This is a genomic window from Serratia sp. CY38905 (assembly GCF_052168875.1).
GTDB lineage: Bacteria > Pseudomonadota > Gammaproteobacteria > Enterobacterales > Enterobacteriaceae > Serratia > Serratia sarumanii.
Genome location: NZ_JBJNLV010000001.1, coordinates 141224 through 160691, shown reverse-complemented (window position 1 = coordinate 160691; position 19468 = coordinate 141224). Strand labels below are relative to the sequence as shown.

At 60.7% G+C, this 19468-nt stretch carries 16 protein-coding genes; 9 read left to right on the top strand and 7 right to left on the bottom strand.

The window, feature by feature from the left end; genetic code table 11:
- Nucleotides 1-294: 294 nt before the first annotated feature.
- From ACJ8MK_RS00905 to ACJ8MK_RS00890, 4 genes are all read left to right on the top strand, one after another.
- Nucleotides 295-1434 carry a tail fiber domain-containing protein gene (locus ACJ8MK_RS00905; RefSeq protein ID WP_442517439.1) on the top strand — a complete coding sequence of 380 codons (1140 nt, stop codon included), beginning with the start codon at nt 295-297 and terminating at the stop codon, nt 1432-1434.
- A gap of 205 nt (nt 1435-1639) precedes the next feature.
- Nucleotides 1640-3844: an S-type pyocin domain-containing protein gene (locus ACJ8MK_RS00900; protein WP_442517438.1), complete on the top strand. Its 2205-nt coding sequence runs from the start codon at nt 1640-1642 to the stop codon at nt 3842-3844.
- Nucleotides 3841-4113: a hypothetical protein gene (locus tag ACJ8MK_RS00895; RefSeq protein ID WP_033638197.1), complete on the top strand. Its 273-nt coding sequence runs from the start codon at nt 3841-3843 to the stop codon at nt 4111-4113. Before ACJ8MK_RS00900 ends, ACJ8MK_RS00895 begins: the two co-directional genes overlap by 4 nt.
- A gap of 265 nt (nt 4114-4378) precedes the next feature.
- Entirely contained in the window at nt 4379-5467 is a 1089-nt protein-coding gene (locus ACJ8MK_RS00890) for a malate/lactate/ureidoglycolate dehydrogenase (RefSeq protein WP_103774028.1), read from the top strand.
- 43 nt (nt 5468-5510) lie between these two features.
- Here the strand turns inward: ACJ8MK_RS00890 and ACJ8MK_RS00885 are convergent, their stop codons facing one another.
- The 3 genes from ACJ8MK_RS00885 to phoP form a co-directional block, all read right to left on the bottom strand.
- The gene (locus tag ACJ8MK_RS00885) at nt 5511-6632 is read right to left on the bottom strand and encodes a ribosomal protein uL16 3-hydroxylase (protein WP_442517437.1); all 1122 of its coding nucleotides are present in this window, start codon (nt 6630-6632) and stop codon (nt 5511-5513) included.
- An 84-nt stretch (nt 6633-6716) separates the two neighbouring features.
- A complete protein-coding gene (gene phoQ / locus ACJ8MK_RS00880; RefSeq protein WP_033638202.1) occupies nt 6717-8174 on the bottom strand; it encodes a two-component system sensor histidine kinase PhoQ in 1458 nt (485 codons plus the stop codon).
- Nucleotides 8175-8179: 5 nt separating this feature from the next.
- On the bottom strand, nt 8180-8851 hold the full coding sequence (gene phoP / locus ACJ8MK_RS00875; protein ID WP_033638204.1) for a two-component system response regulator PhoP: 672 nt from the start codon (nt 8849-8851) through the stop codon (nt 8180-8182).
- A gap of 380 nt (nt 8852-9231) precedes the next feature.
- Between phoP and ACJ8MK_RS00870 the strand changes: the two genes are divergently transcribed.
- Nucleotides 9232-10251 (top strand): ADP-ribosylglycohydrolase family protein, encoded by a 1020-nt coding sequence (locus ACJ8MK_RS00870; RefSeq protein WP_442517436.1) that lies wholly within the window; start codon nt 9232-9234, stop codon nt 10249-10251.
- 21 nt (nt 10252-10272) lie between these two features.
- Here ACJ8MK_RS00870 and ACJ8MK_RS00865 read toward each other — a convergent pair whose 3' ends face one another.
- Nucleotides 10273-11037 (bottom strand): GntR family transcriptional regulator, encoded by a 765-nt coding sequence (locus ACJ8MK_RS00865; protein ID WP_048321479.1) that lies wholly within the window; start codon nt 11035-11037, stop codon nt 10273-10275.
- 139 nt (nt 11038-11176) lie between these two features.
- On the opposite strand from ACJ8MK_RS00865, the gene pdxR reads away from it, so the two are divergent.
- The 3 genes from pdxR (at nt 11177) to ACJ8MK_RS00850 (ending at nt 13980) form a co-directional block, all read left to right on the top strand.
- On the top strand, nt 11177-12691 hold the full coding sequence (pdxR, locus tag ACJ8MK_RS00860) for a MocR-like pyridoxine biosynthesis transcription factor PdxR (protein WP_101455826.1): 1515 nt from the start codon (nt 11177-11179) through the stop codon (nt 12689-12691).
- A gap of 115 nt (nt 12692-12806) precedes the next feature.
- Nucleotides 12807-13259 carry a GNAT family N-acetyltransferase gene (locus ACJ8MK_RS00855; RefSeq protein ID WP_060424974.1) on the top strand — a complete coding sequence of 151 codons (453 nt, stop codon included), beginning with the start codon at nt 12807-12809 and terminating at the stop codon, nt 13257-13259.
- Nucleotides 13260-13275: 16 nt separating this feature from the next.
- The gene (locus ACJ8MK_RS00850; protein WP_041034758.1) at nt 13276-13980 is read left to right on the top strand and encodes a GNAT family N-acetyltransferase; all 705 of its coding nucleotides are present in this window, start codon (nt 13276-13278) and stop codon (nt 13978-13980) included.
- A gap of 51 nt (nt 13981-14031) precedes the next feature.
- Here ACJ8MK_RS00850 and purB read toward each other — a convergent pair whose 3' ends face one another.
- Together purB and hflD are read right to left on the bottom strand one after the other, a co-directional pair.
- The gene (gene purB / locus ACJ8MK_RS00845) at nt 14032-15402 is read right to left on the bottom strand and encodes an adenylosuccinate lyase (protein ID WP_033638215.1); all 1371 of its coding nucleotides are present in this window, start codon (nt 15400-15402) and stop codon (nt 14032-14034) included.
- 22 nt (nt 15403-15424) lie between these two features.
- On the bottom strand, nt 15425-16051 hold the full coding sequence (gene hflD, locus ACJ8MK_RS00840) for a high frequency lysogenization protein HflD (RefSeq protein WP_033638217.1): 627 nt from the start codon (nt 16049-16051) through the stop codon (nt 15425-15427).
- 331 nt (nt 16052-16382) lie between these two features.
- Between hflD and kup the strand changes: the two genes are divergently transcribed.
- On the top strand, nt 16383-18251 hold the full coding sequence (kup, locus tag ACJ8MK_RS00835) for a low affinity potassium transporter Kup (protein WP_048321481.1): 1869 nt from the start codon (nt 16383-16385) through the stop codon (nt 18249-18251).
- Nucleotides 18252-18302: 51 nt separating this feature from the next.
- Here kup and mnmA read toward each other — a convergent pair whose 3' ends face one another.
- Entirely contained in the window at nt 18303-19403 is a 1101-nt protein-coding gene (gene mnmA, locus ACJ8MK_RS00830) for a tRNA 2-thiouridine(34) synthase MnmA (protein WP_033638220.1), read from the bottom strand.
- Nucleotides 19404-19468: the final 65 nt, after the last annotated feature.

The window sequence follows — 19468 nt, the reverse complement described above, 5'->3', positions numbered from 1 at the left end:
TTCGTTCCCCGGCCGGCTTGCGCCGGCCCGCATTCCCTTTTCTGATACGCCCGGCGTGCTCAGCGCGCCCGCCGTTCTCTTATCGTTCCCTGCCTCATTGTTGTCCCCTTCACCATACAACCCGTGGTGAGGGAATCCCGTTATCCTCAGAGATAGAGTGCTGGTTATGCATACAGGTTTGCTGTGTGCTTAACCGGTTTTACAGCTTCGGTGCGGTGAGCCCAGTGGCCAGGGAATGCTGGGGGAATGAGCGCTGTTAACCGCCATCAAACAGGACGTAAGAGGGTAATAATCATGGCAGAAGAAAAGAAAAATGCTCAGGTGATTAACGGCGTTAACGGCGATATTGCCGAACTGAAATCGCTGTCTACGCTGCGCCAGCGTGTGGTCAGCGACGGTGAAATCGTCTCCAAATCGGCCAACGGTTTTCGGCTGGCGAATGGCAATACCGGCGTGATGCTGCGCAACGATGGACGCGATTTTTATGCGCTGACGACGCCGGTAGGGCAGGCGCTTAACGGGCAGTGGAATACCTTACGCCCGTTCTCATTCAATTTGGCTTCTGGCCGGGTTGCGATGCAAAACGGCGTGGACATTTCTGGTGGGGCGGTGGTGTCACACAACGCAGGTATCTCCACCTCGACCACCGGCCCGACCCCGCTTATCAATGGACAAATCTATAACTCCGCACCTTTAAAAAGTGATTTCACTAGCGGCAATGTCACCACAACCACCATGTTGGGATCCCGCGTCATTCCGGGGAAGGATAACTTCGGGTTAATTTCTTACCGCGACTGGCAGGGGAATTGGAACGAACTTCAGGTCAGAACTAACGCGGAACTTTCCGTCGGGCAATTGACCAAACGCAATTCTGACGGCTGGTTTTTTGCCAGCCCTCCTCAGAATGCAGATAGCAATAAAGAATCCCTTACCAAGGGATTGTACTTGCAAGCTCCGAATAACAAGCATGCCAATATTTATCACCATGACCATGTGAAATACAACGAACTCGTTATCAACGTGGGCAATGGCGGTCGGAATAGTTGGTTCGTTTTCAAAGAAGATGGCTATGCCGTTACCGGAGGTGGTTGGAACAGCAGCTCCGACGCCCGCATGAAAACGGACATCACCCAAATCGAAGGCGCATTGGACAAACTAGCCCGCATCGGCGGCTACACCTACCTCAAACAGGGCGTGCCTGAAGCCGGGGTGATCGCTCAGGAAGTGGAGAGCGTATTGCCGCAGGCGGTCACCCAAACCGAATTGAAGCTCAACGACGGCAGCGTGCTGAAGGATGCGCGGGGCATCAATATCAACGGCGTGGTGGCGTTGCTGGTTGAGGCGCTTAAGGAGGAGCGCTCACTTCGAGATGCCGAGCGCGAAGCATTTGAAGCTCGATTGGTTGCTTTGGAAAAAGCGATTGCGATCGCCTGATGAATAAACTTTTTTGTAGGTTGCGCAGAGTATTAATCGATGGTGTTGCAGGTAATAAGCACTTAAGAATTTACTCTGCTGCCGAATAACGAAATAAAAGGACTGACACATGAGTGGCGGAGATGGAAAAGACAGCCGTGGCCCAACTGGCGGTATTAAAGGTGGGGCTTCAGACCAGGGGCCCAATGTAGGACACGGTGGATCTATGGATACAAATATTCCTGGCATGGGGGATGTGCATATCGATGGAGTACACGGTTTAAATCCCGGTCAAGATAACAGTACCAACTGGGAGGGGGGGAACGGTAAGGGTGGCAGGGACAGTAGCAGCAGTAGAGACTCCCAAGGAGCGGCAATACGGCGACAGGTGAACGCAATCAAAAATGACCCTAAAGTTAGTAATATCCTGAAGGAGTTACAAAAAAAAGTACGTGCGGTTACAGCTTATGCAAAGGTAGCTTTGAAAAGTGTGGAGGCTGACGGAAAAATACAGGTGCAGGTTGGTGAAATTCGTACAAGCGATGAAGCCGCCGTTAGCAGGGCTATTACCTCTGTCTCACAAGTTAAAAATGTACTTGGCGTGGGGTTGCCTGCTCAAGGCGGGATCGTGTTCGCTGGCAATATCGATACCAATCATAGAATCGGTAATTATCAGAACGTACCCAACGGGAACAATAACGGCAACAATTCTGCCGCAGAGGATAAGGCGTCATTAGCCACCTATTCCGAGGTGCTTAATGGGAAAATTCCACCGGGTTTCTGGCTTGATAATAATAGGGTAATGACCGAAATTACTGAGCAGTATGAGATCAACGGCGGCGGCAAAGGGAGCGATCGCACAGGGTATCGGCAACGTAATGTCGAAGTGCCTTCTTTAACCTCGGCCTACCAGCAATTTAAACAGGTAGAACGAGAAGTGGCCGAAGAGGCCCGTAAGGCTGAAGAAGCTCGGAAAGCAGAAGAAGCCCGCAAGGCCGAGGCAGCCCGTAAGGCTGAAGAGGTTCGGAAAGCAGAAGAGGCCCGCAAGGCCGAAGAAGCTCGTAAGGCTGAAGAGGCTCGAAAAGCAGAAGAAACCCGCAAGGCCGAGGCAGCCCGTAAGGCTGAAGAGGCTCGAAAAATAGAAGAAGCCCGCAAGGCGGAAGCAGCAAGAAAAGCGTTGTTCGCCAAAGCAGGAGTTTTGGACTCTCCGGCCTACACCCCGGAAAAGCTTAAGGCAGCGAACGCTGCGCTGACAGCTGCAGGCGCCGTGGTGCTCAACCGTGCGCCCGCGATGCTGCAGACGTCGATAGTCGGGCAAGGTGTGATGACGACCACGAGCGAACTGGCTGGCTGGGCAGCCAGTGCGTCGTGGCGGGCGGCCTACGAAGTTGGCAGTATACGCGCCGGCACCGTAGTCGCCGCCGGATCGGTGCTGGGGGCTTTTGCCCTCGGCTTCTACCCGACGGAGGTCGGTGCAGGGAGCGATCGGGTGCCAGGGCGTGATGTCAATCTGTTTGCCCTCCAGGCGAGCCTGGCGGCGGCGGGCAGGGCGACCATCCAGCCCGGCATGACCTCGGTCGATTTGCCGGTGCGCGGATTTATCACCACTGACGAGGATGGGAGACAGAGCGTCAACTTCGTCAGAACGGGCGTCGGCGGCGTATCGCCGAGCGTGCCGGTATTCAGACCTGTTCGCGATGAGCTGACGGGGCTGGACAAAATCACGCTGCCCGCAATGGCGGGGGTGCCGGCGAGGACGATACTGATTAACCCGGTGCCGACCGGGCCGGCAGCGCCGGCGCATACCGGTAACGGCTCACCGGGGCCCAAATCGCCAGTGCATACCGGCACCGGCATCAGGCAGGCGGACAGCATCGTGGTCACCACCTTCCCGGCGGATGTGGTGCAGGATCTGCAAGACTTTATCCTGTGGCAGCCGGATGCGAGGGAGATTGGTGTAGAGGCCATCTATGTGATGGTGAGCAAGCCCTATGGTGAAACCAACGCCAGGGGCAAATACAGCGGTCGTGAATACAACACCAATAAAGCTGGAGGCCCAATCCAGAATCTGGATTGGAAAGGGGCCAGCATCGACCGTGCCGGCGTGGATAAGGTGAAGTTGCATACTGGGCGTTTTACAGAGTCGGACGCTAACAAAGTGATGATCGGCCGCCTGGAAAAGATCTTGAAGGGAGAACTGCCCCCCACCGATACTGACAGGCGATTTTATACACATGAGATCAGGGAATTGGAGCGTTATCGCAATTTGGGTATTAGAGATGGCTCTGTGCCAGATAATCAAGGGGAAGTGTGGAATAATACGCATACTGCGACGTTGGAAGATTATCAATTAGGCAACAGCGAGGCTTTGCTCTATACGCAGGAGGCTTTAGACGCTGCTGAACAACAAGAGTTGAGGATGCTAAAATGATTGATTTAGAACGCTTGGCAAAAGAAGAAAAAATTTCTGACGTCATTGCCTTTTTGGTGAGAAATGAGGATGGGTTTGGTTATCCCCAAATGGATCGATTCTTTAGTCGCCATAATTTCGCAGTAATTGGGAATGGTGAATTCAGGCGGGTGTTCGAACAGTTACGTCAGAATGGTGTTATTGAATGGGGCGACAAAATGCTTGTTAAAAAAGGCCCCAACTGGAAAGAGCCGAAATTCGTAACCGAGAAAAAATACGGTATCGAATAGCCGTGGTTATGGTCTGATTCGTACATTTTTAACCCCCAGCAAACGAAATTTTGTTGGGGGTTTCCTTTTTTGGAAGGTGGGGGGGTACCATAACGCGAGCCTTGTGCCGGGTGGCTAAAGTAGCTGTCCTCGCTCTTTTTGTCGCCTGGGCTAACGTGCGGATACTGTAGTTAAAACGGGACGCTTGCGATTATCATAATCGCTTGCCGCAACAAGGCGTTGCTCATAGTGTGGAAGCACATTCCCCACGCATAAGGACCGCATGATGAGCACCGAATACCGTATCGCCAGCCCGCATTTGGCGCAGTTCGTTCAGGCGATTTGGCGCCAGGCCGGCAGTACGGCGCGCGAAGCCGAGCTGGTGGCCGATCATCTGGTGCAGGCCAATCTGGCCGGGCACGACTCGCACGGCGTCGGCATGATCCCCAGCTACATGGCGTCGTTGGCGCAGGGGCAATTGCAGCTCAATCAGCACGCCGAAGTGGTGCGCGACGCCGGCGCGGTGCTGACGCTCGACGGTGCGCGCGGTTTCGGTCAGGTGGTGGCCAGCGAAGCAATGGCGCTGGGCATCGAACGCGCCGCCAAGCTGGGGCTGGCGGCGGTGGCGCTGCACAACGCACACCATATCGGCCGCATCGGCCATTGGGCGGAGCAGTGTGCCCGCGCCGGTTTCATCTCGATTCACTTCGTCAACGTGGTGGGCGATCCGATGGTGGCACCGTTCGGCGGCAGCGATCGCCGCTTCGGCACTAACCCGTTCTGCGCCATTTTCCCGCGGCCGGGCCGCACGCCGCTACTGTTGGATTTTGCCACCAGCGGTATCGCCTTCGGCAAAACCCGGGTGGCCTATAACAAAGGGCTGTCGGTGGCGCCGGGCTATCTGATCGACGAACGCGGGCAGCCGACTACCGAACCGAAGGTGATGCACGAAGCGCCGTTCGGTTCGCTGCTGCCGTTCGGCTTGCACAAAGGCTACGCGCTGGCGGCGATGTGCGAAATCCTCGGCGGCGCGCTCTCCGGCGGCCGCACCACCCACGACGCTACGCTGAAAGCCGACAGCGACGCCATCTTCAACTGCATGACTACCCTGATCCTCGATCCTCTGGCCTTTGACGCGCCGCAAATGCAGGCCGAGGCCGAAGCGTTTATCGGCTGGGTGAAGGCTTCGCCGCCGAGCGGCGAACAGCCGATCGCCGTCCCGGGAGAGTGGGAAGAGGCCAACCGCGCGGCGCGGCTGGAGCAGGGCATACCGATAGACGCCAATACCTGGCGGCAGATTTGCGCGGCGGCGGAACAGGCGGGCATGACGGCGGGGGAACTGGCGGATTACCGCGCGCAGGCGCGCCAGGGATAAAAAAAAAGCCACCCGGCAGGGTGGCTTGTTCGCGTGACGGCAATCAGTCGTTAAAGTACCAATAGCCGCTGTTGACCAGTGCGGTCAGCAGCGCCAGGAACGACGGGTCGTCCACCGCGTCGCCGAGCAGGGCGGCGTCGACGCTGAAGTGCTGGCAAAGGGCGTCTGCGGCCTGCAACTGGTCGGTGTCGATCAGCTCGCCGTTGACGAAGCAGCGATCGCCGACGCGCAGCACGCGCAACCCGCCCAGGCGCTGCAGCGCTTCACCCTGCTGCAGCAGCTCGTAGATTTCCCCGGCCTGATACGGCGGCTCCGGCGGCGCCAGATCCAGCTCGTGGCGCGACTGGGAGATGAACTCGCCGAACCAGTGCTGGAAGTGTTCCGGCTGTTGCACCAGATCCAGCATCATCTGCCGTAAGGCGTCCACTTCCTGCGGCAGGATCTCCGCCGGGTGTTCGCGCAGTTTAACGTCCGGATCGCCGTAGCGTTTGCTGCCCAGCTCGCGCGCCAGCACGTAGTCGGCGAAGCCGCTCACCAGCTCGCGGCCGTTCGGCGCGCGGAAGCCCACCGAATAGTTGAGCGCGTTTTCCAGCGCGTAGCCTTCATGCGGGAAGCCCGGCGGAATGTAGAGAATGTCGCCCGGCTCCATCTCTTCGTCGATGATGGCGTCGAACGGCTCCACCTGCAGCAGATCCGGGTGCGGGCAGTGCTGCTTCAGCGGCGTTTTTTCCCCGACGCGCCAGCGGCGGCGGCCGGTGCCCTGAATGATGAACACGTCGTACTGATCGAGATGCGGGCCGACGCCGCCGCCCGGTACCGAGAAGGAGATCATCAGGTCATCCATCCGCCAGTCCGGCAGCTGGCGGAACGGGCGCATCAGCGCCGCGGAAGGCTCATGCCAGTGGTCCACCGCCTGCGCCAGCAGCGACCAGTTGTTTTCGCTCAGGTGATCGAAGCTCTCGAAGGGGCCGTGCGCGACCTGCCAACGGCCGTCCTGGTGGCTGACCAGGCGGCTGTCCACTTCGTTTTCCATCGCCAGCCCGGCCAGCTCATCCGGGGAGATCGGATCGATAAAGTTTTTGAAGCCGCGCTTCAGAATCACCGGACGCTTTTGCCAATAACGTTGCAAAAAATCGTTCCAGTCCAGGTCTAATTGATAATCCATGTTCTATTCCAGGAGAGAGGAGTGAGCCTGTGTGCGATTATAACGGAAGTTTGGCCCCGTGGATCGGGGCCGCAGCGGCATAATTTACTCGTTGTGGTGGGTGTCGTGCTGGCGGGCGAAGGTGACCTGCATGCGCGCGCCGCCGAGCGGGCTGTCGCTGATGACGATTTCGCCGTCGTACTGCTCGATGATCTCCGCCGCCACCGACAAACCCAGGCCCTGGCCGGGGCGCAGGGTATCCACCCGCTGGCCGCGCTGGAAGATCAGCTGGCGCTTGCTTTCCGGGATCCCCGGGCCGTCGTCGTCGATAACGATGGTGAGGTTTTTCTCGGAGTGCAGCGAGGTGATCTCCACGAACTCCAGGCAGTATTTGCAGGCGTTTTCCAACACGTTGCCCATCACTTCCATAAAGTCGTTTTTCTCGCCCATAAAGGTCACTTCCGGCGAGATGTCCAGCGTGATCACCACCCCTTTGCGCTGATAAACCTTATTTAGCGCCACCACCAGGCTGTCGAGCAGCGCCGGCACCGAATGGATCTCGCGCGTCAACACCGTCTGGCCGGAGTTGATGCTGGCTCGGTGCAGGTAGTAACCGATTTGCTGCGAGATGCGTCCGATCTGATCCAGCATGATCGGCTCGGCTTCTTCGATGGTGGTCTGCTTGCCGCTGCGCAGCGAGCGCAGGGTGCTTTGCAGCACCGCCAGCGGCGTTTTCAGGCTGTGGGTCAGATCCGACAGGGTAGTGCGGTACTTGGTGTAGCGCTGGCGTTCGTTGCGCACCAGAATGTTCAGATTGCGCACCAGCCCGCGCAGCTCGCTGGGCGGGTTCTCATCCAGCTGATCGCGCTCGCCGTTCTCCAGCTCGCCCACCTGATTGACCAGCGCCTTGATCGGCCGCAGGCTCCAGTAGGCCGCCAGCCACAGCAGCGGCACCACCAGCAGCAGGTTGGCCAACAGCACGTAGCTGAACCACTCCCACACCACGTCAGATCGCTGCAGCTCCTGCGGAATGCTGTCGACCACCACGATGGTCAGCGCCGGCAGGCGAGGCGTGGCGGCATAGGTATTGACCGCCACCGAGTGGGTCAGCGCGTTCTGATCGGTATCGTCGTAATTCTTCAGCTGATCCTGCGCTTTGGGGTTGTCCCCCAGCACTTCGCTACTGACGCGGGTGTCGGTGTCGATTTCGTAAAAGCCGGACTCCTCCAGCCATTCCTTGTTGATCAGCTTCTCCAGCTCCGGCACCTTGCGCTGGCTCCACAGCAGGTTGCCTTTATCGTCGTAGATAAATACCAGCGTCGGGAAGTTGAGATCGATATCGGGGGGAATGGCGATGGTGAGCTTGTTGTCTTTCCACTGCGCCAGGCTGAAGAACAGGTTGCTCTCGCCGCGCAGCAGGCGGAAGGCGGTTTTGTCGAAGCTGACGATATAGCCGACGACCGCCACCAAACCGTAAGAGAGCGACAGCGCCAGGATCACCCCGGCGGTCGCCATCAGGAAGCGGGCACGCAGCGAAAACGGTTTTTTATTCTTGTTGAACATTATGTTCACTTCGCGTCAAAACGATAGCCCTGGCCACGTACCGTGGTGATCACTTCATGCGGGTATTCCGCCTGCACTTTTTTACGCAAGCGGCCCATCAGCACGTCGATGGTGTGGCTTTCGCGCAGCTCGGCGTCCGGGTAGAGCTGCAGCATCAACGAATCCTTGCTCACCACCTTGCCGGCGTTGCGGATCAGGGTTTCGATGATGGTGTATTCAAAGGCGGTCAGCTTGATTTGCCGATCGTTGACGCTCAGTTCGCGGCGCGACAGATCGATCTGGAACGGCGGCAGCACGATCACCTGCGAAGCCAGGCCGCTGTTGCGGCGCATCAGCGCCTGCATGCGGGCGATCACTTCTTCCAGGTGGAACGGCTTGGTGACATAGTCGTCGGCGCCGGCTTCCAGCACCGCCACTTTGTCCTGCCAGCTTTCGCGGGCGGTCAGCACCAGGATCGGCAGCTTGGCCTGGTGCGCGCGCCAGCGGCGGATCAGGCTCAGACCGTCTTCACCCGGCAGGCCGAGATCGACGATGGCGATATCCGGCGCGTGCTCCTGCAGGAAGTAATCGGCTTCCTTGGCGTCTTCGGCCGCGTCGACCTGATGGCCCATCTCGCGCATCTGAACGGAAAGGTGGTGGCGCAGCAGACCATTATCTTCAACAACCAGTACTCGCATGGCGAACTCCTGTGACTATGCGGGTGAACGTCCTGTCACCCACGCGATAAAAAGGGAACACGCTCTGCGGCGTGTCAGGGGATAACGCGGCCACCTGAACCATGTTGACAAAAAGTGCTGAGGCTATGGTAGGTATAACCCGCCCGGCTCGCAAGAGAGCCGAAGCAATGTATTAAAATAAGCGTTATCAATTTGTTCGCCGACATTATCGACAAGTTCTGATAAACGTCGGATAAACAGCGGCGGGGCGACGTTAAACGCAACTTAAACGCGCCGGGCATTGCCCGCGGAAAGAACGTGTGAGCCGGGGCGCTTGATAAGCTTTAAAGGTACTAATAAGGTATTATTGAGGCATCGACACATTTTCTCAGGAGCGACGGATGAAGCAGTTAACCCAGGCGGAACGCATAGCGGGCGCACTTTACGGACAGATGCTGGGCGACGCGCTCGGCATGCCTTCCGAGCTGTGGCCGCGCGAGCGGGTTAAGCGCCACTTCGGCTGGATAGACGGCTTTCTCGACGGGCCGGCGGAGAACACCGCCGCCTGTTATTTCAAGGCCGGGCAATATACCGACGATACCGCGATGGCATTGGCGTTGGCCGATGCGCTGGTGGAGGCGCAAGGCGAGGTGGTGCCGGAGCTGATCGCCCGCAACGTGATCCGCTGGGTGGACGGTTTTGACGCTTTCAACAAGAACATTCTCGGCCCCAGTTCCAAACTGGCGCTGAGCGAGCAAAAAGCGGGCACGCCGATCGCCGAGTTGGAAAACAACGGCATCACCAACGGTGCGGCGATGCGCATTTCGCCTTTGGGCTGCGTGCTGCCTTCCGCGCCGCTGGAGGATTTCTGCCGGCAGGTGTGGCTGGCCTGCAGCCCGACGCACAAATCCGACATCGCCGTCGCCGGTGCGGTGGCGATCGCCTGGGCCGTGGCGCGGGCGGTGGAAGGGACTGACTGGGCCTCCATTCGCCTGGCGTTGCCGGGGGTGGCGGAGTATGCACAACGCCGGCAGGAGACGACGTTCAGCCCTTCGCTGGCGGCGCGCATCGAACTGGCGTTTCAGGTGGTGGATGAAGCCACCGGCACCGAGCAGGCCTCCGAGCGGGTATATCAGCTGATCGGGGCCGGGGTGAGCACCATCGAGTCGGTGCCCGCAGCGCTGGCGATGGTGCAGCTGGCGCAAACCGACCCTACCCGGTGCGCCGTGCTGTGCGCCAACCTGGGCGGCGATACCGACACCATCGGCGCGATGGCCACCGCGGTTTGCGGCGCGCTGCACGGCGCCGAGGCGATTGAGCCGGGGCTGCTGGCGGAGTTAAAACGGGTGAATCCGCTGGATATCGGGGCTTACGTTCAGGCGTTCGCGCGTTTTCGCCGCCGCCGGCAGGGCGAGGCGTAAGCCGCCGCGTGACGCAACGGGTCAGCTTTCGCTGGTAAATTCGTACATGTCGCTGCGGCAGAAGCTTTCACTGTATTCGATCGGCTTTTTTTGGTGGTCGAACAGCGTCTGGCGCACGATCAGCAGCGGCATCGGCTCCGAGAGCCGCAGCGCCTGACGGATATCGTCGTCGGCCATCGCGGCGCTGACCTGGCTGCGCAGCGATCCCATCTCCACCTTATTGCGCCGGAAGTAGTCGTACAGCGAGATGCCGATCTCGTCGACGTTGGCAATTGCCGTCACCACTACGTAGGACACCGCCACCGACATTGGCCGCCGATCGATCAGGTGAATGCGTTTGAGCTGGTAGATCGGCGTTCCGGCCGCCAGCTGGAGCTTTTCAGCCAGCTCAGCGCCGGCGGGTATCCGTTCGCGGCTGATCCACTGCGTATCCGGCCGGCGCCCCTGCTGTATCACCTCGCGCGAGAATCCTTTGACGTCCGCCAATGAATAGAACAGCTTCGGCTCGGGCCGCTGCGATTGGATAAAGGTGCCGTAGCCGCGCGAACGGCCGATGATGCCGTCCTGCTCGAGGCAGGCCAGCGCCTTGCGCACCGTGATGCGCGAGATGCCGAGCCGTTCGGTGAACAGGCGCTCGCTGGGCAAAAAATCCCCCGCATTCAGCAACCCCTGCTCGATGGCCTGGCGCACCGAGGCGTTGAAACGCAAATACAGCGGCATCGCGCCCGCGCTGGCCAGATCCTGCTGCAGTTTGTCCAGCAGACGCTGGTTGGTCTCCTTGCTCATAGCCGACGGAAGTCCTGTAGCCGCAATGCGATGGCTTATTTAAGGGGATTTCGCCGGGCAGCGCAACTGCCGCCGCCGTCGGGGTGAAATGAGGTAGAGTAGTGCGTCGGCCCCCTGAGCCAGGAGAAACAAATACCCCATGAGCGATACCCCACGACACGCGGACGACGCGGCGATCCTGGTCGCCTTCGCGCAGCAGCGGCGGCAAGGCCTGACCCGGCGTTCGGCGCTGCATCAGGCCCTGCTACAACTAATCGCCGCCGGAGAACTGCCCTGGCGGACGCAGCTGCCGCCGAGCCGTGCGTTGGCGGCCCGGCTGACGGTGGCGCGCGACACGGTGGAACAGACCTACGCGCGGCTGGAAGCGGAGGGGTTCATCAGCCGAACGGTGGGGCGCGGCAGCTTTGTGCGTTATCGCTGCGACACGCTGCTCGGCCGTGAACTGCTGGCGACGGCGGCAGGGCAAGAGGCGCGGCTGGCGGAGCGCGAGCTGAGCGATCGCGGCCGGGCGCTGCTGGCGGTCAGCCATACGCCGCACACCAGCCGCCAGGCTTCGCTGACGCCTTCGCTGGCGGACCTGCGGGCGTTTCCCATCGAGCAATGGCTGCAGCAGGAAAAGCAGGCGCTACGGCGGCACGGCGAGCGGCTGTTGGGGTATGCCGATCCGCAAGGGTTGCCGGAGCTGCGCGCGGAGATCGCGCGCTATCTGCAGCGGGAGCGGGGCGTGAAGGCGACGGCGGAACAGGTGATCGTGGTGACCAGCTCTCAGCAGGCGTTGGCGCTGTGTACCCAGGTGCTGTTCGATCCCGGCGATGCGGTGTTCGTCGAAGAGCCGGGTTACCAGGGGGCGAAAAAGCTGGTGCAGTCGGCGGGGCTGCAGGCGCGGCCGATCGGTATCGACGAGCAGGGGCTGGACGTCGGGCAGTTGATGCAGGCCTCGGGCGGCGGACGGGGCGTTTACATCACGCCGTCCCATCACTACCCGCTGGGGTATTCGCTGAGCCTCGAGCGGCGGCTGGCGCTGCTGCAGTGGGCGCAGCGGCAGCGGGCCTGGATCATCGAAGACGACTACGACGCCGAGTTCAACTATGACCGGCAAACCAAGGCGGCATTGCAGGGGCTGGACAGCGGCGGGCGCACGCTGTACATCGGCACCTTCAGCAAGACGCTGTTTCCGGGGCTGCGCATCGGTTTCATGATTGCGCCGCCGCAGCTGGTGCGGCCATTGGTCGCCGCCAGGCAGTTTCAGGACGGCTACACGTCGGCGCTGGCGCAGATGACGCTGTTCCACTTCCTGCACGAGGGCGGCTACGCCGAGCATCTGCGCAATATGCGCACGTTGTACAAGGCGCGGTTGAACGTGCTGTACGACGCGGTGCATCGTCACCTGGCGGCCTGGACGCGCCCGGCGTTGCCGCAGGGCGGGCTGCAGTTGGTGTGCCCGTTGGCGGATGCGGCGATGGAACGGCGGCTGGTGGCGGCGGCCGCCGAACGGGGGATTCGGCTGTACGGCCTGGCGGACTTCTACACCGGCACGCCGCAGCGCGGGGCGCTGGTGCTCGGCTTCTCGGCCTATACGCCGGATGAGATCGTGCGCTTTATCGCGACGCTGGCGCAGGTGTTCAACGCGCTGCCGGTGGCAAGCGACGGCTAAAATTGGTCTGCTCTGCGTTTCGTATTGGTCCGTATTGCGCCGTCGCCGCGCGGTGTATTCTGCCGCTATCCGGTTATTTCCCTAATGGAAATAACATCTTACTCCGTGAGGCGCTATGAACCCATACAACCCTGAAGTGACTATCCGCAGAATCAATGGCGACGACAAAGCGCAATGGCTGGCGCTGTGGCAGGGCTATCTCGATTTTTACCGCGCCGACGTGGCGCCGCAGGTGACCGATCGCACCTTCGAACGCCTGGGGCAGGATGAACAGGTGTACGGGCTGGTGGCGCAGGATGCCGACGGCCAACTGCTGGGGCTGATGAACCTGGTGTTCCATCCGTCCACCTGGAGCGCGGTCGGCTATTGTTATATCGAGGATCTCTATGTGTCGCCGCAGGCGCGCGGCCACAAGGTGTCGGAAAAGCTGTTCGAACAGGCGTATCGCTTGGCAGAGACGCGCGGCAGCGATCGGGTCTACTGGATGACCCAGGAGTACAACGCGCCGGCGCGCTCGCTGTACGACAAAATCGGCAGAAGAAGCTCGTTTATCGTTTATACCCGTTAATCGCAGGAGGGCGTTTATGGCAATGAATCGTTATGGTCAGCCGATCGGGGAACCGATGCCGGATTGGCAGCCGGCTCGCCGCCCCGGCGGCGCGACGCTCGGCGGGCGTTTCTGTTCGCTGGCGCCGCTCGAGCCGCAGCGGGATTACGCCGCGCTGTTCGAGGCGTTTCAGCTGGCGCCGGACGGCCGCGACTGGACCTATCTGTCTATCGAACGGCCCGATACGCCGGCGGCGATGTTGCAGCATCTGGAGACGCTGCAGGCCAACCCGGCGCTGGTTAATCTGACGGTGTTCGACGCCGCCAGCGATGCGCCGGTGGGCACGGTGGCGCTGATGCGCATCGACGAAGCCAACGGGGTGCTGGAGATCGGCCACGTCAGCTGGTCGCCGTTGATGAAACAGCGCTCCAGCGCCACCGAAGCCATCGCGCTGCTGCTGCGCTATGCCTTCGACACGCTGGGCTACCGCCGCTGCGAGTGGAAGTGCGACAGTCATAACGCGCCGTCCCGCCAGGCCGCGCTGCGCTTTGGCTTTCGCTACGAGGGCAACTTCCGCTTCGCGGTGATCGTCAAGGGGCGCAGCCGGGATACCGACTGGTTCGCCATCACCGCCGACCGCTGGCCGACGGTGCGGCAGGCGCTGGCGCGCTGGCTGAGTGCGGACAACTTCGATGCGCAGGGGCGGCAGATAGCCCGGCTGCAGGTGCTGCGCGGCGAATAGCAAAGAAAAAGGCGGCCCGCAGGCCGCCTTGTCGTTGTCAGGCTAAAGCGCTTATTTCAGCTCGTCGACCATGGTGGTGGCGCGGCCGATGTAGTTGGCCGGGGTCATCGCCTTCAGACGGGTTTTCTCTTCTTCCGGCAGCGCCAGGCCATCGATGAACGCCTGCATGCCGGCGGCATCCACGCGCTTGCCGCGGGTCAGCTCTTTCAGCTTCTCGTAAGGTTTCTCGATGCCGTAGCGGCGCATCACGGTCTGGATCGGCTCGGCCAGCACTTCCCAGTTGTGATCCAGTTCGTCCAGCAGGTGCGCCTGGTTCACTTCCAGCTTGCTGATGCCTTTCAGGGTGGCCTGATAGGCGATCAGCGCGTAGCCCAGGCCTACGCCCAGATTACGCAGCACGGTGGAGTCGGTCAGGTCGCGCTGCCAGCGGGACACCGGCAGCTTGCCCGCCAGGTGGCCCAGCACGGCGTTGGCCAGGCCCAGATTGCCTTCGGAGTTTTCGAAGTCGATCGGGTTGACCTTGTGCGGCATGGTGGAAGAACCGATTTCGCCGGCGATGGTCTTCTGCTTGAAGTGGTTCAGGGCGATGTAGCCCCAGATGTCGCGGTCGAAGTCGATCAGAATGGTGTTGAAACGCGCTACGCAGTCGAACAGCTCGGCGATGTAGTCATGCGGCTCGATCTGGGTGGTGTACGGGTTCCAGGTGATGCCGAGCGAGGTCACGAACGCTTCGCTGAACTGATGCCAGTCCACTTCCGGGTAAGCGACGATGTGGGCGTTGTAGTTGCCGACCGCGCCGTTGATTTTACCCATGATCTCCACGCGCTCCAGCTGGCGGTACTGGCGCTCCATGCGGTAAGCCACGTTGGCGAACTCTTTGCCGACGGTCGACGGGGTCGCCGGCTGGCCGTGGGTGCGCGACAGCAGCGGAATATCGCGGTATTCCAGCGCCAGCCCTTTCAGCGCGTCGATGATCTTGCGCCAGTAAGGCAGCACCACGTCCTGACGCGCGCTTTGCAGCATCAGCGCGTGCGACAGGTTGTTGATGTCTTCGGAGGTGCAGGCGAAGTGGATGAACTCGGACACCGCGTGCAGCGCAGGCACCGCCGCCACTTTTTCCTTCAGGAAATACTCGACCGCTTTCACGTCGTGGTTGGTGGTGCGCTCGATGGTTTTGATGCGCTGAGCGTCTTCTTCATTGAATTCCGCGACGATTTTGTCGAGGAAAGCGTTTGCGTCGGCGTCAAAAGCGGGAACTTCCTTGATTTCTGCGCAGGCCGCCAGTTTTTGCAGCCAACGTACTTCAACCTGTACGCGGAATTTCAGCAGACCGTATTCGCTGAAAATGGGGCGCAGTGCGCTGACTTTATCACCGTAGCGTCCATCAACGGGGGAAACGGCGGTCAGTGAGGATAATTCCATCGGTAGCAACTCCTGGGATCGATTAACAATGAGCAACGATATTTTGCGCCTGCTTGAACAGACGATTACGGGAAAACATTAACTGCAGGCGGCTGCCGCCGACCTGTTGCCACAGCACGGCGGCGCGAATGCCGGCCAGCAGCGTGGCGCGAACCTTGGCCTGCACCTGCGGGTTCTGCAAGATAGCCGGCGAGCCGGTCACCTGGATGCGCGGCCCGAGCGGGCTGACCACGTCGACGTAAATGCCGGCCAGCGCGCTGATGATGGTGTCCGACTCAAGATCGAAGTGCGCCAGCTGGCGTTCGAGCTGGCTGAGGCGTTCACCGAGCGTGTTCATCGCCTGTTTGTTGGCGTTGAGTTTGCGCTCCAGCACCATCAGGCTGATGGTGTAGCGGGTCAGTTCCGCGCCCGGCCCTTTGTTGTTGGCGTTAAGCACGCCCATCAGGGTTTCGAGGCCGACCATCAAATTGCGTTCTTCACCGCCGAACACCGCCAGCGTGGAGGGCGGGTCCATCTGCAGCAGGCTTTTCAGCGAGGTCTGAAAGGCTTCGCGGTTGCATTGCCCTTCATGGGCCAACTGCTGAACCAAACGCGCCGACTGGCTGATACCCGCCATGGCCAGCGTGATGTCATAATAATTCTTCGCCACGATTACTCCTGTAAACGCTGTGAACGGTACATGGCTTACTGCATAAGGTTGTGTGTATCGCAAGGGTAACGGCGGCGGCCGCGAACGGTAACGAACGGGCGTGGCTGTAACAACGATGACAACGAATGCCGCGGATCATGCCACAAAATCGAGGCTAAACCCAGCGTCTAATACGCCCGAGACGAGGCGGAGGCGCCGTACGGCGCAGAACTGCGCAGACAGGCGGCGAAAATCGCCGGCGCGGCGGCGCGAACTTATTGTTGCGGCGGCAAATAAAGTGCGGCGGCTGCATCTATACTGCCAACGTGAGCCCTCAAATAAAGACCTTCATATGCACGTAAAAAACAAGCAGCCGCTGCCGGCGGTAACGCTGGCGGCCATCGGCGTGGTGTACGGCGATATCGGCACCAGCCCGCTGTATACCCTGCGCGAATGCCTGACGGCGGAGGAGGGCATCACCATGACGCCGGCCTCAATCTACGGCTTTTTGTCGCTGATTTTCTGGCTGCTGACGCTGGTGGTGTCCATTAAATACATTTGTTTCGTGATGCGCGCCGACAACGACGGCGAGGGCGGGATCCTGACGCTGATGTCGCTGGCGATCCGCAGGCTGGATGCGCGCTGGGTGCCGGCGGCGGTGCTGATCGGGCTGGTGGGCGGCAGCTTCTTTTACGGCGACGGGGTGATCACCCCGGCCATTTCGGTGCTTTCGGCCATCGAGGGGCTGCAGATTATCGCCCCCGAACTGGACAGCTTTATCGTGCCGCTGTCGCTGCTGGTGCTGACCGCGTTGTTCGCGATACAAAAGCGCGGCACCGGCAGCGTCGGCAAACTGTTCGCCCCGGCGATGGTTATCTGGTTCCTGACGCTCGCGCTGCTGGGCATCGGCGGCATTCTGCAGCACCCTGGCGTGCTGCGGGCGCTGAACCCTTACTGGGCGGTGAATTTCTTCCTCGAATACAAGACGGTGTCGTTCTTTGCGCTGGGCATGGTGGTGCTGTCGGTCACCGGCGCCGAAGCGCTGTACGCCGATATGGGCCACTTCGGTAAAAAGCCGATCCGCCTGGCGTGGTTTACGCTGGTGGCGCCGGCGCTGGTGCTGAACTACTTCGGCCAGGGGGCGCTGCTGCTGACCAATCCGGCGGCGATCAACAACCCGTTCTTCCTGCTGGCGCCGACCTGGGCGCTGATCCCGCTGCTGGTGATCGCCACGCTGGCGACGGTGATCGCCTCGCAGGCGGTAATTTCCGGCGTATTCTCGCTGACGCGGCAGGCGGTGCGGCTGGGCTACCTGCCGCCGATGCGCATCATCTATACCTCCGATCAGGAGTCCGGGCAGATCTACATTCCGGTGGTGAACTGGCTGCTGTTCGCAGCGGTGCTGATCGTGATTATCAGTTTCAAACACTCCAGCAACCTGGCCTCGGCTTACGGCATCGTGGTGACCGGCACCATGCTGCTGTCGTCGATTTTGCTGAGCATCGTGGCGGTGAAAAACTGGGGCTGGCCGCGCGCGCTGGGCGGGCTGATGCTGGTTGTCATGCTGTGCATCGACGTACCGCTGTTCGGCGCCAACCTGATCAAGCTGGCGACCGGCGGCTGGTTGCCGGTGGTGCTGGGGCTGATGATTCTGCTGATCATGCTGACCTGGAAGACCGAGCGTTCGCGTCTGATCCGCCGGCTGCGCGACAACCAGGAGGGGCTGAGCGCGCTGATCGAGTCGCTGGAGGAGGCGCCGCCGAAGCGTGTGCCGGGCACCGCGGTGTTTATGGAGCGCACGCCGCACGCGGTGCCGCTGGTGCTGTTGCATAACCTGAAGCACAACAAGGTGCTGCATGAGCGCGTGGTGCTGCTGACCATCGTCACCACCGACATGCCGTACGTGCATAACGTGCAGCGGGTGACGATCGAACAGCTGTCGGCGAGTTTCTGGCGGGTGGTGGCGAGCTACGGCTGGCGCGAGACGCCCAACGTCACGGACATCCTTTACCGCTGTGGGCTGGAGGGGATGAGCTTCACCATGAACGAGACCTCGTTCTTTATGTCGCGCGATACGCTGGTGCTGGGCAAGCGGCCCTGGTATTTGCGCGTGCGCGGCAAGGTGTTCCAGCTGTTGCAGCGCAATGCGCTGCGCGCGCCGGATCTGTTCGAAATCCCGCCGAATCGGGTGATCGAACTGGGGGCGCAGGTGGAGTTTTGATTAAAAAAAACGCTGCGATAAATGCAGCGTTTTTCTTGGACGGCAGGCGAATTACGCCAGGCGCTGTTCGATGATGCCGCCGCCGAGGCAGATTTCGCCCTGGTAGAACACCGCCGACTGGCCGGGGGTGACGGCGGAGACCGGCTCGTCGAAACGCACTTCGATGCGTTCGCTGTCGAGCGGGGTCACGGTGCAAGGGATATCCTGCTGGCGATAGCGGGTCTTCACCGTGCAGCGGAACGGGCCGCTCAGCGGCAGGCGATCCACCCAGTGCAGCTGCTGCGCGATAAGGCCGGTAGACATCAGGCGCGGGTGATCGTGCCCCTGGGCGACCACCAGCACGTTGTTGGCCACGTCTTTATCCACCACGTACCACGGATCTTCGCTGCTGTCTTTCAGGCCGCCGATGCCCAGCCCTTTGCGCTGGCCCAGGGTGTGATACATCAGGCCCTGGTGTTCGCCGACGGTCTGGCCGTCAACGCTGACGATCGGGCCCGGCTGCGCCGGCAGGTAACGGCCGAGGAAGTCGCGGAACTTGCGCTCGCCGATAAAGCAGATGCCGGTAGAATCTTTCTTCTTGGCGGTGACCAGCTCCAGCTGCTCGGCGATGCGGCGCACCTCCGGCTTCTCCAGCTCGCCGACCGGGAACAGGCTTTGCGCCACCTGCTCGTGGCTCAGGGTGTAGAGGAAGTAGCTCTGATCTTTGTTGCCGTCGACGCCGCGCAGCAGGCGGCTCTTGCCGTCCACGTCCTGGCGGCGCACGTAGTGGCCGGTGGCGATAAAATCGGCCCCCAGATCTTCGGCGGCGAACTCCAGGAAGGCTTTGAATTTGATCTCTTTATTGCACAGGATGTCCGGGTTCGGCGTGCGGCCGGCCTTGTACTCTTCCAGGAACAGCTCAAACACGTTGTCCCAGTATTCCGCCGCAAAGTTCACCGTGTGCAGTTCGATGCCCAGCTTGTCGCAGACCGCTTGCGCGTCGGCCAGATCGGTCGCGGCGGAGCAGTACTCTTCGTCGTCGTCTTCTTCCCAGTTCTTCATGAACAGCCCAGCGACCTGATAGCCCTGTTGCTGTAACAGATAGGCGGTAACGGAAGAGTCGACGCCGCCGGACATACCGACGATTACTTTTTTCTGGCTGTTGTCTGACATGGGGATCTCACGAACTTGAACACGAACCGTGCTGATAAAAACAAGCGCAGGATTTTACCACGTTG

Coding starts and splice junctions, on each gene's coding strand:
- ACJ8MK_RS00905 (WP_442517439.1), top strand. CDS start 295: ATGGCAGAAGAAAAGAAAAATGCTCAGGTGATTAACGGCGTTAACGGC.
- ACJ8MK_RS00900 (WP_442517438.1), top strand. CDS start 1,640: ATGGATACAAATATTCCTGGCATGGGGGATGTGCATATCGATGGAGTA.
- ACJ8MK_RS00895 (WP_033638197.1), top strand. CDS start 3,841: ATGATTGATTTAGAACGCTTGGCAAAAGAAGAAAAAATTTCTGACGTC.
- ACJ8MK_RS00890 (WP_103774028.1), top strand. CDS start 4,379: ATGAGCACCGAATACCGTATCGCCAGCCCGCATTTGGCGCAGTTCGTT.
- ACJ8MK_RS00885 (WP_442517437.1), bottom strand. CDS start 6,632: ATGGATTATCAATTAGACCTGGACTGGAACGATTTTTTGCAACGTTAT.
- phoQ (WP_033638202.1), bottom strand. CDS start 8,174: ATGTTCAACAAGAATAAAAAACCGTTTTCGCTGCGTGCCCGCTTCCTG.
- phoP (WP_033638204.1), bottom strand. CDS start 8,851: ATGCGAGTACTGGTTGTTGAAGATAATGGTCTGCTGCGCCACCACCTT.
- ACJ8MK_RS00870 (WP_442517436.1), top strand. CDS start 9,232: ATGAAGCAGTTAACCCAGGCGGAACGCATAGCGGGCGCACTTTACGGA.
- ACJ8MK_RS00865 (WP_048321479.1), bottom strand. CDS start 11,037: ATGAGCAAGGAGACCAACCAGCGTCTGCTGGACAAACTGCAGCAGGAT.
- pdxR (WP_101455826.1), top strand. CDS start 11,177: ATGAGCGATACCCCACGACACGCGGACGACGCGGCGATCCTGGTCGCC.
- ACJ8MK_RS00855 (WP_060424974.1), top strand. CDS start 12,807: ATGAACCCATACAACCCTGAAGTGACTATCCGCAGAATCAATGGCGAC.
- ACJ8MK_RS00850 (WP_041034758.1), top strand. CDS start 13,276: ATGGCAATGAATCGTTATGGTCAGCCGATCGGGGAACCGATGCCGGAT.
- purB (WP_033638215.1), bottom strand. CDS start 15,402: ATGGAATTATCCTCACTGACCGCCGTTTCCCCCGTTGATGGACGCTAC.
- kup (WP_048321481.1), top strand. CDS start 16,383: ATGCACGTAAAAAACAAGCAGCCGCTGCCGGCGGTAACGCTGGCGGCC.
- mnmA (WP_033638220.1), bottom strand. CDS start 19,403: ATGTCAGACAACAGCCAGAAAAAAGTAATCGTCGGTATGTCCGGCGGC.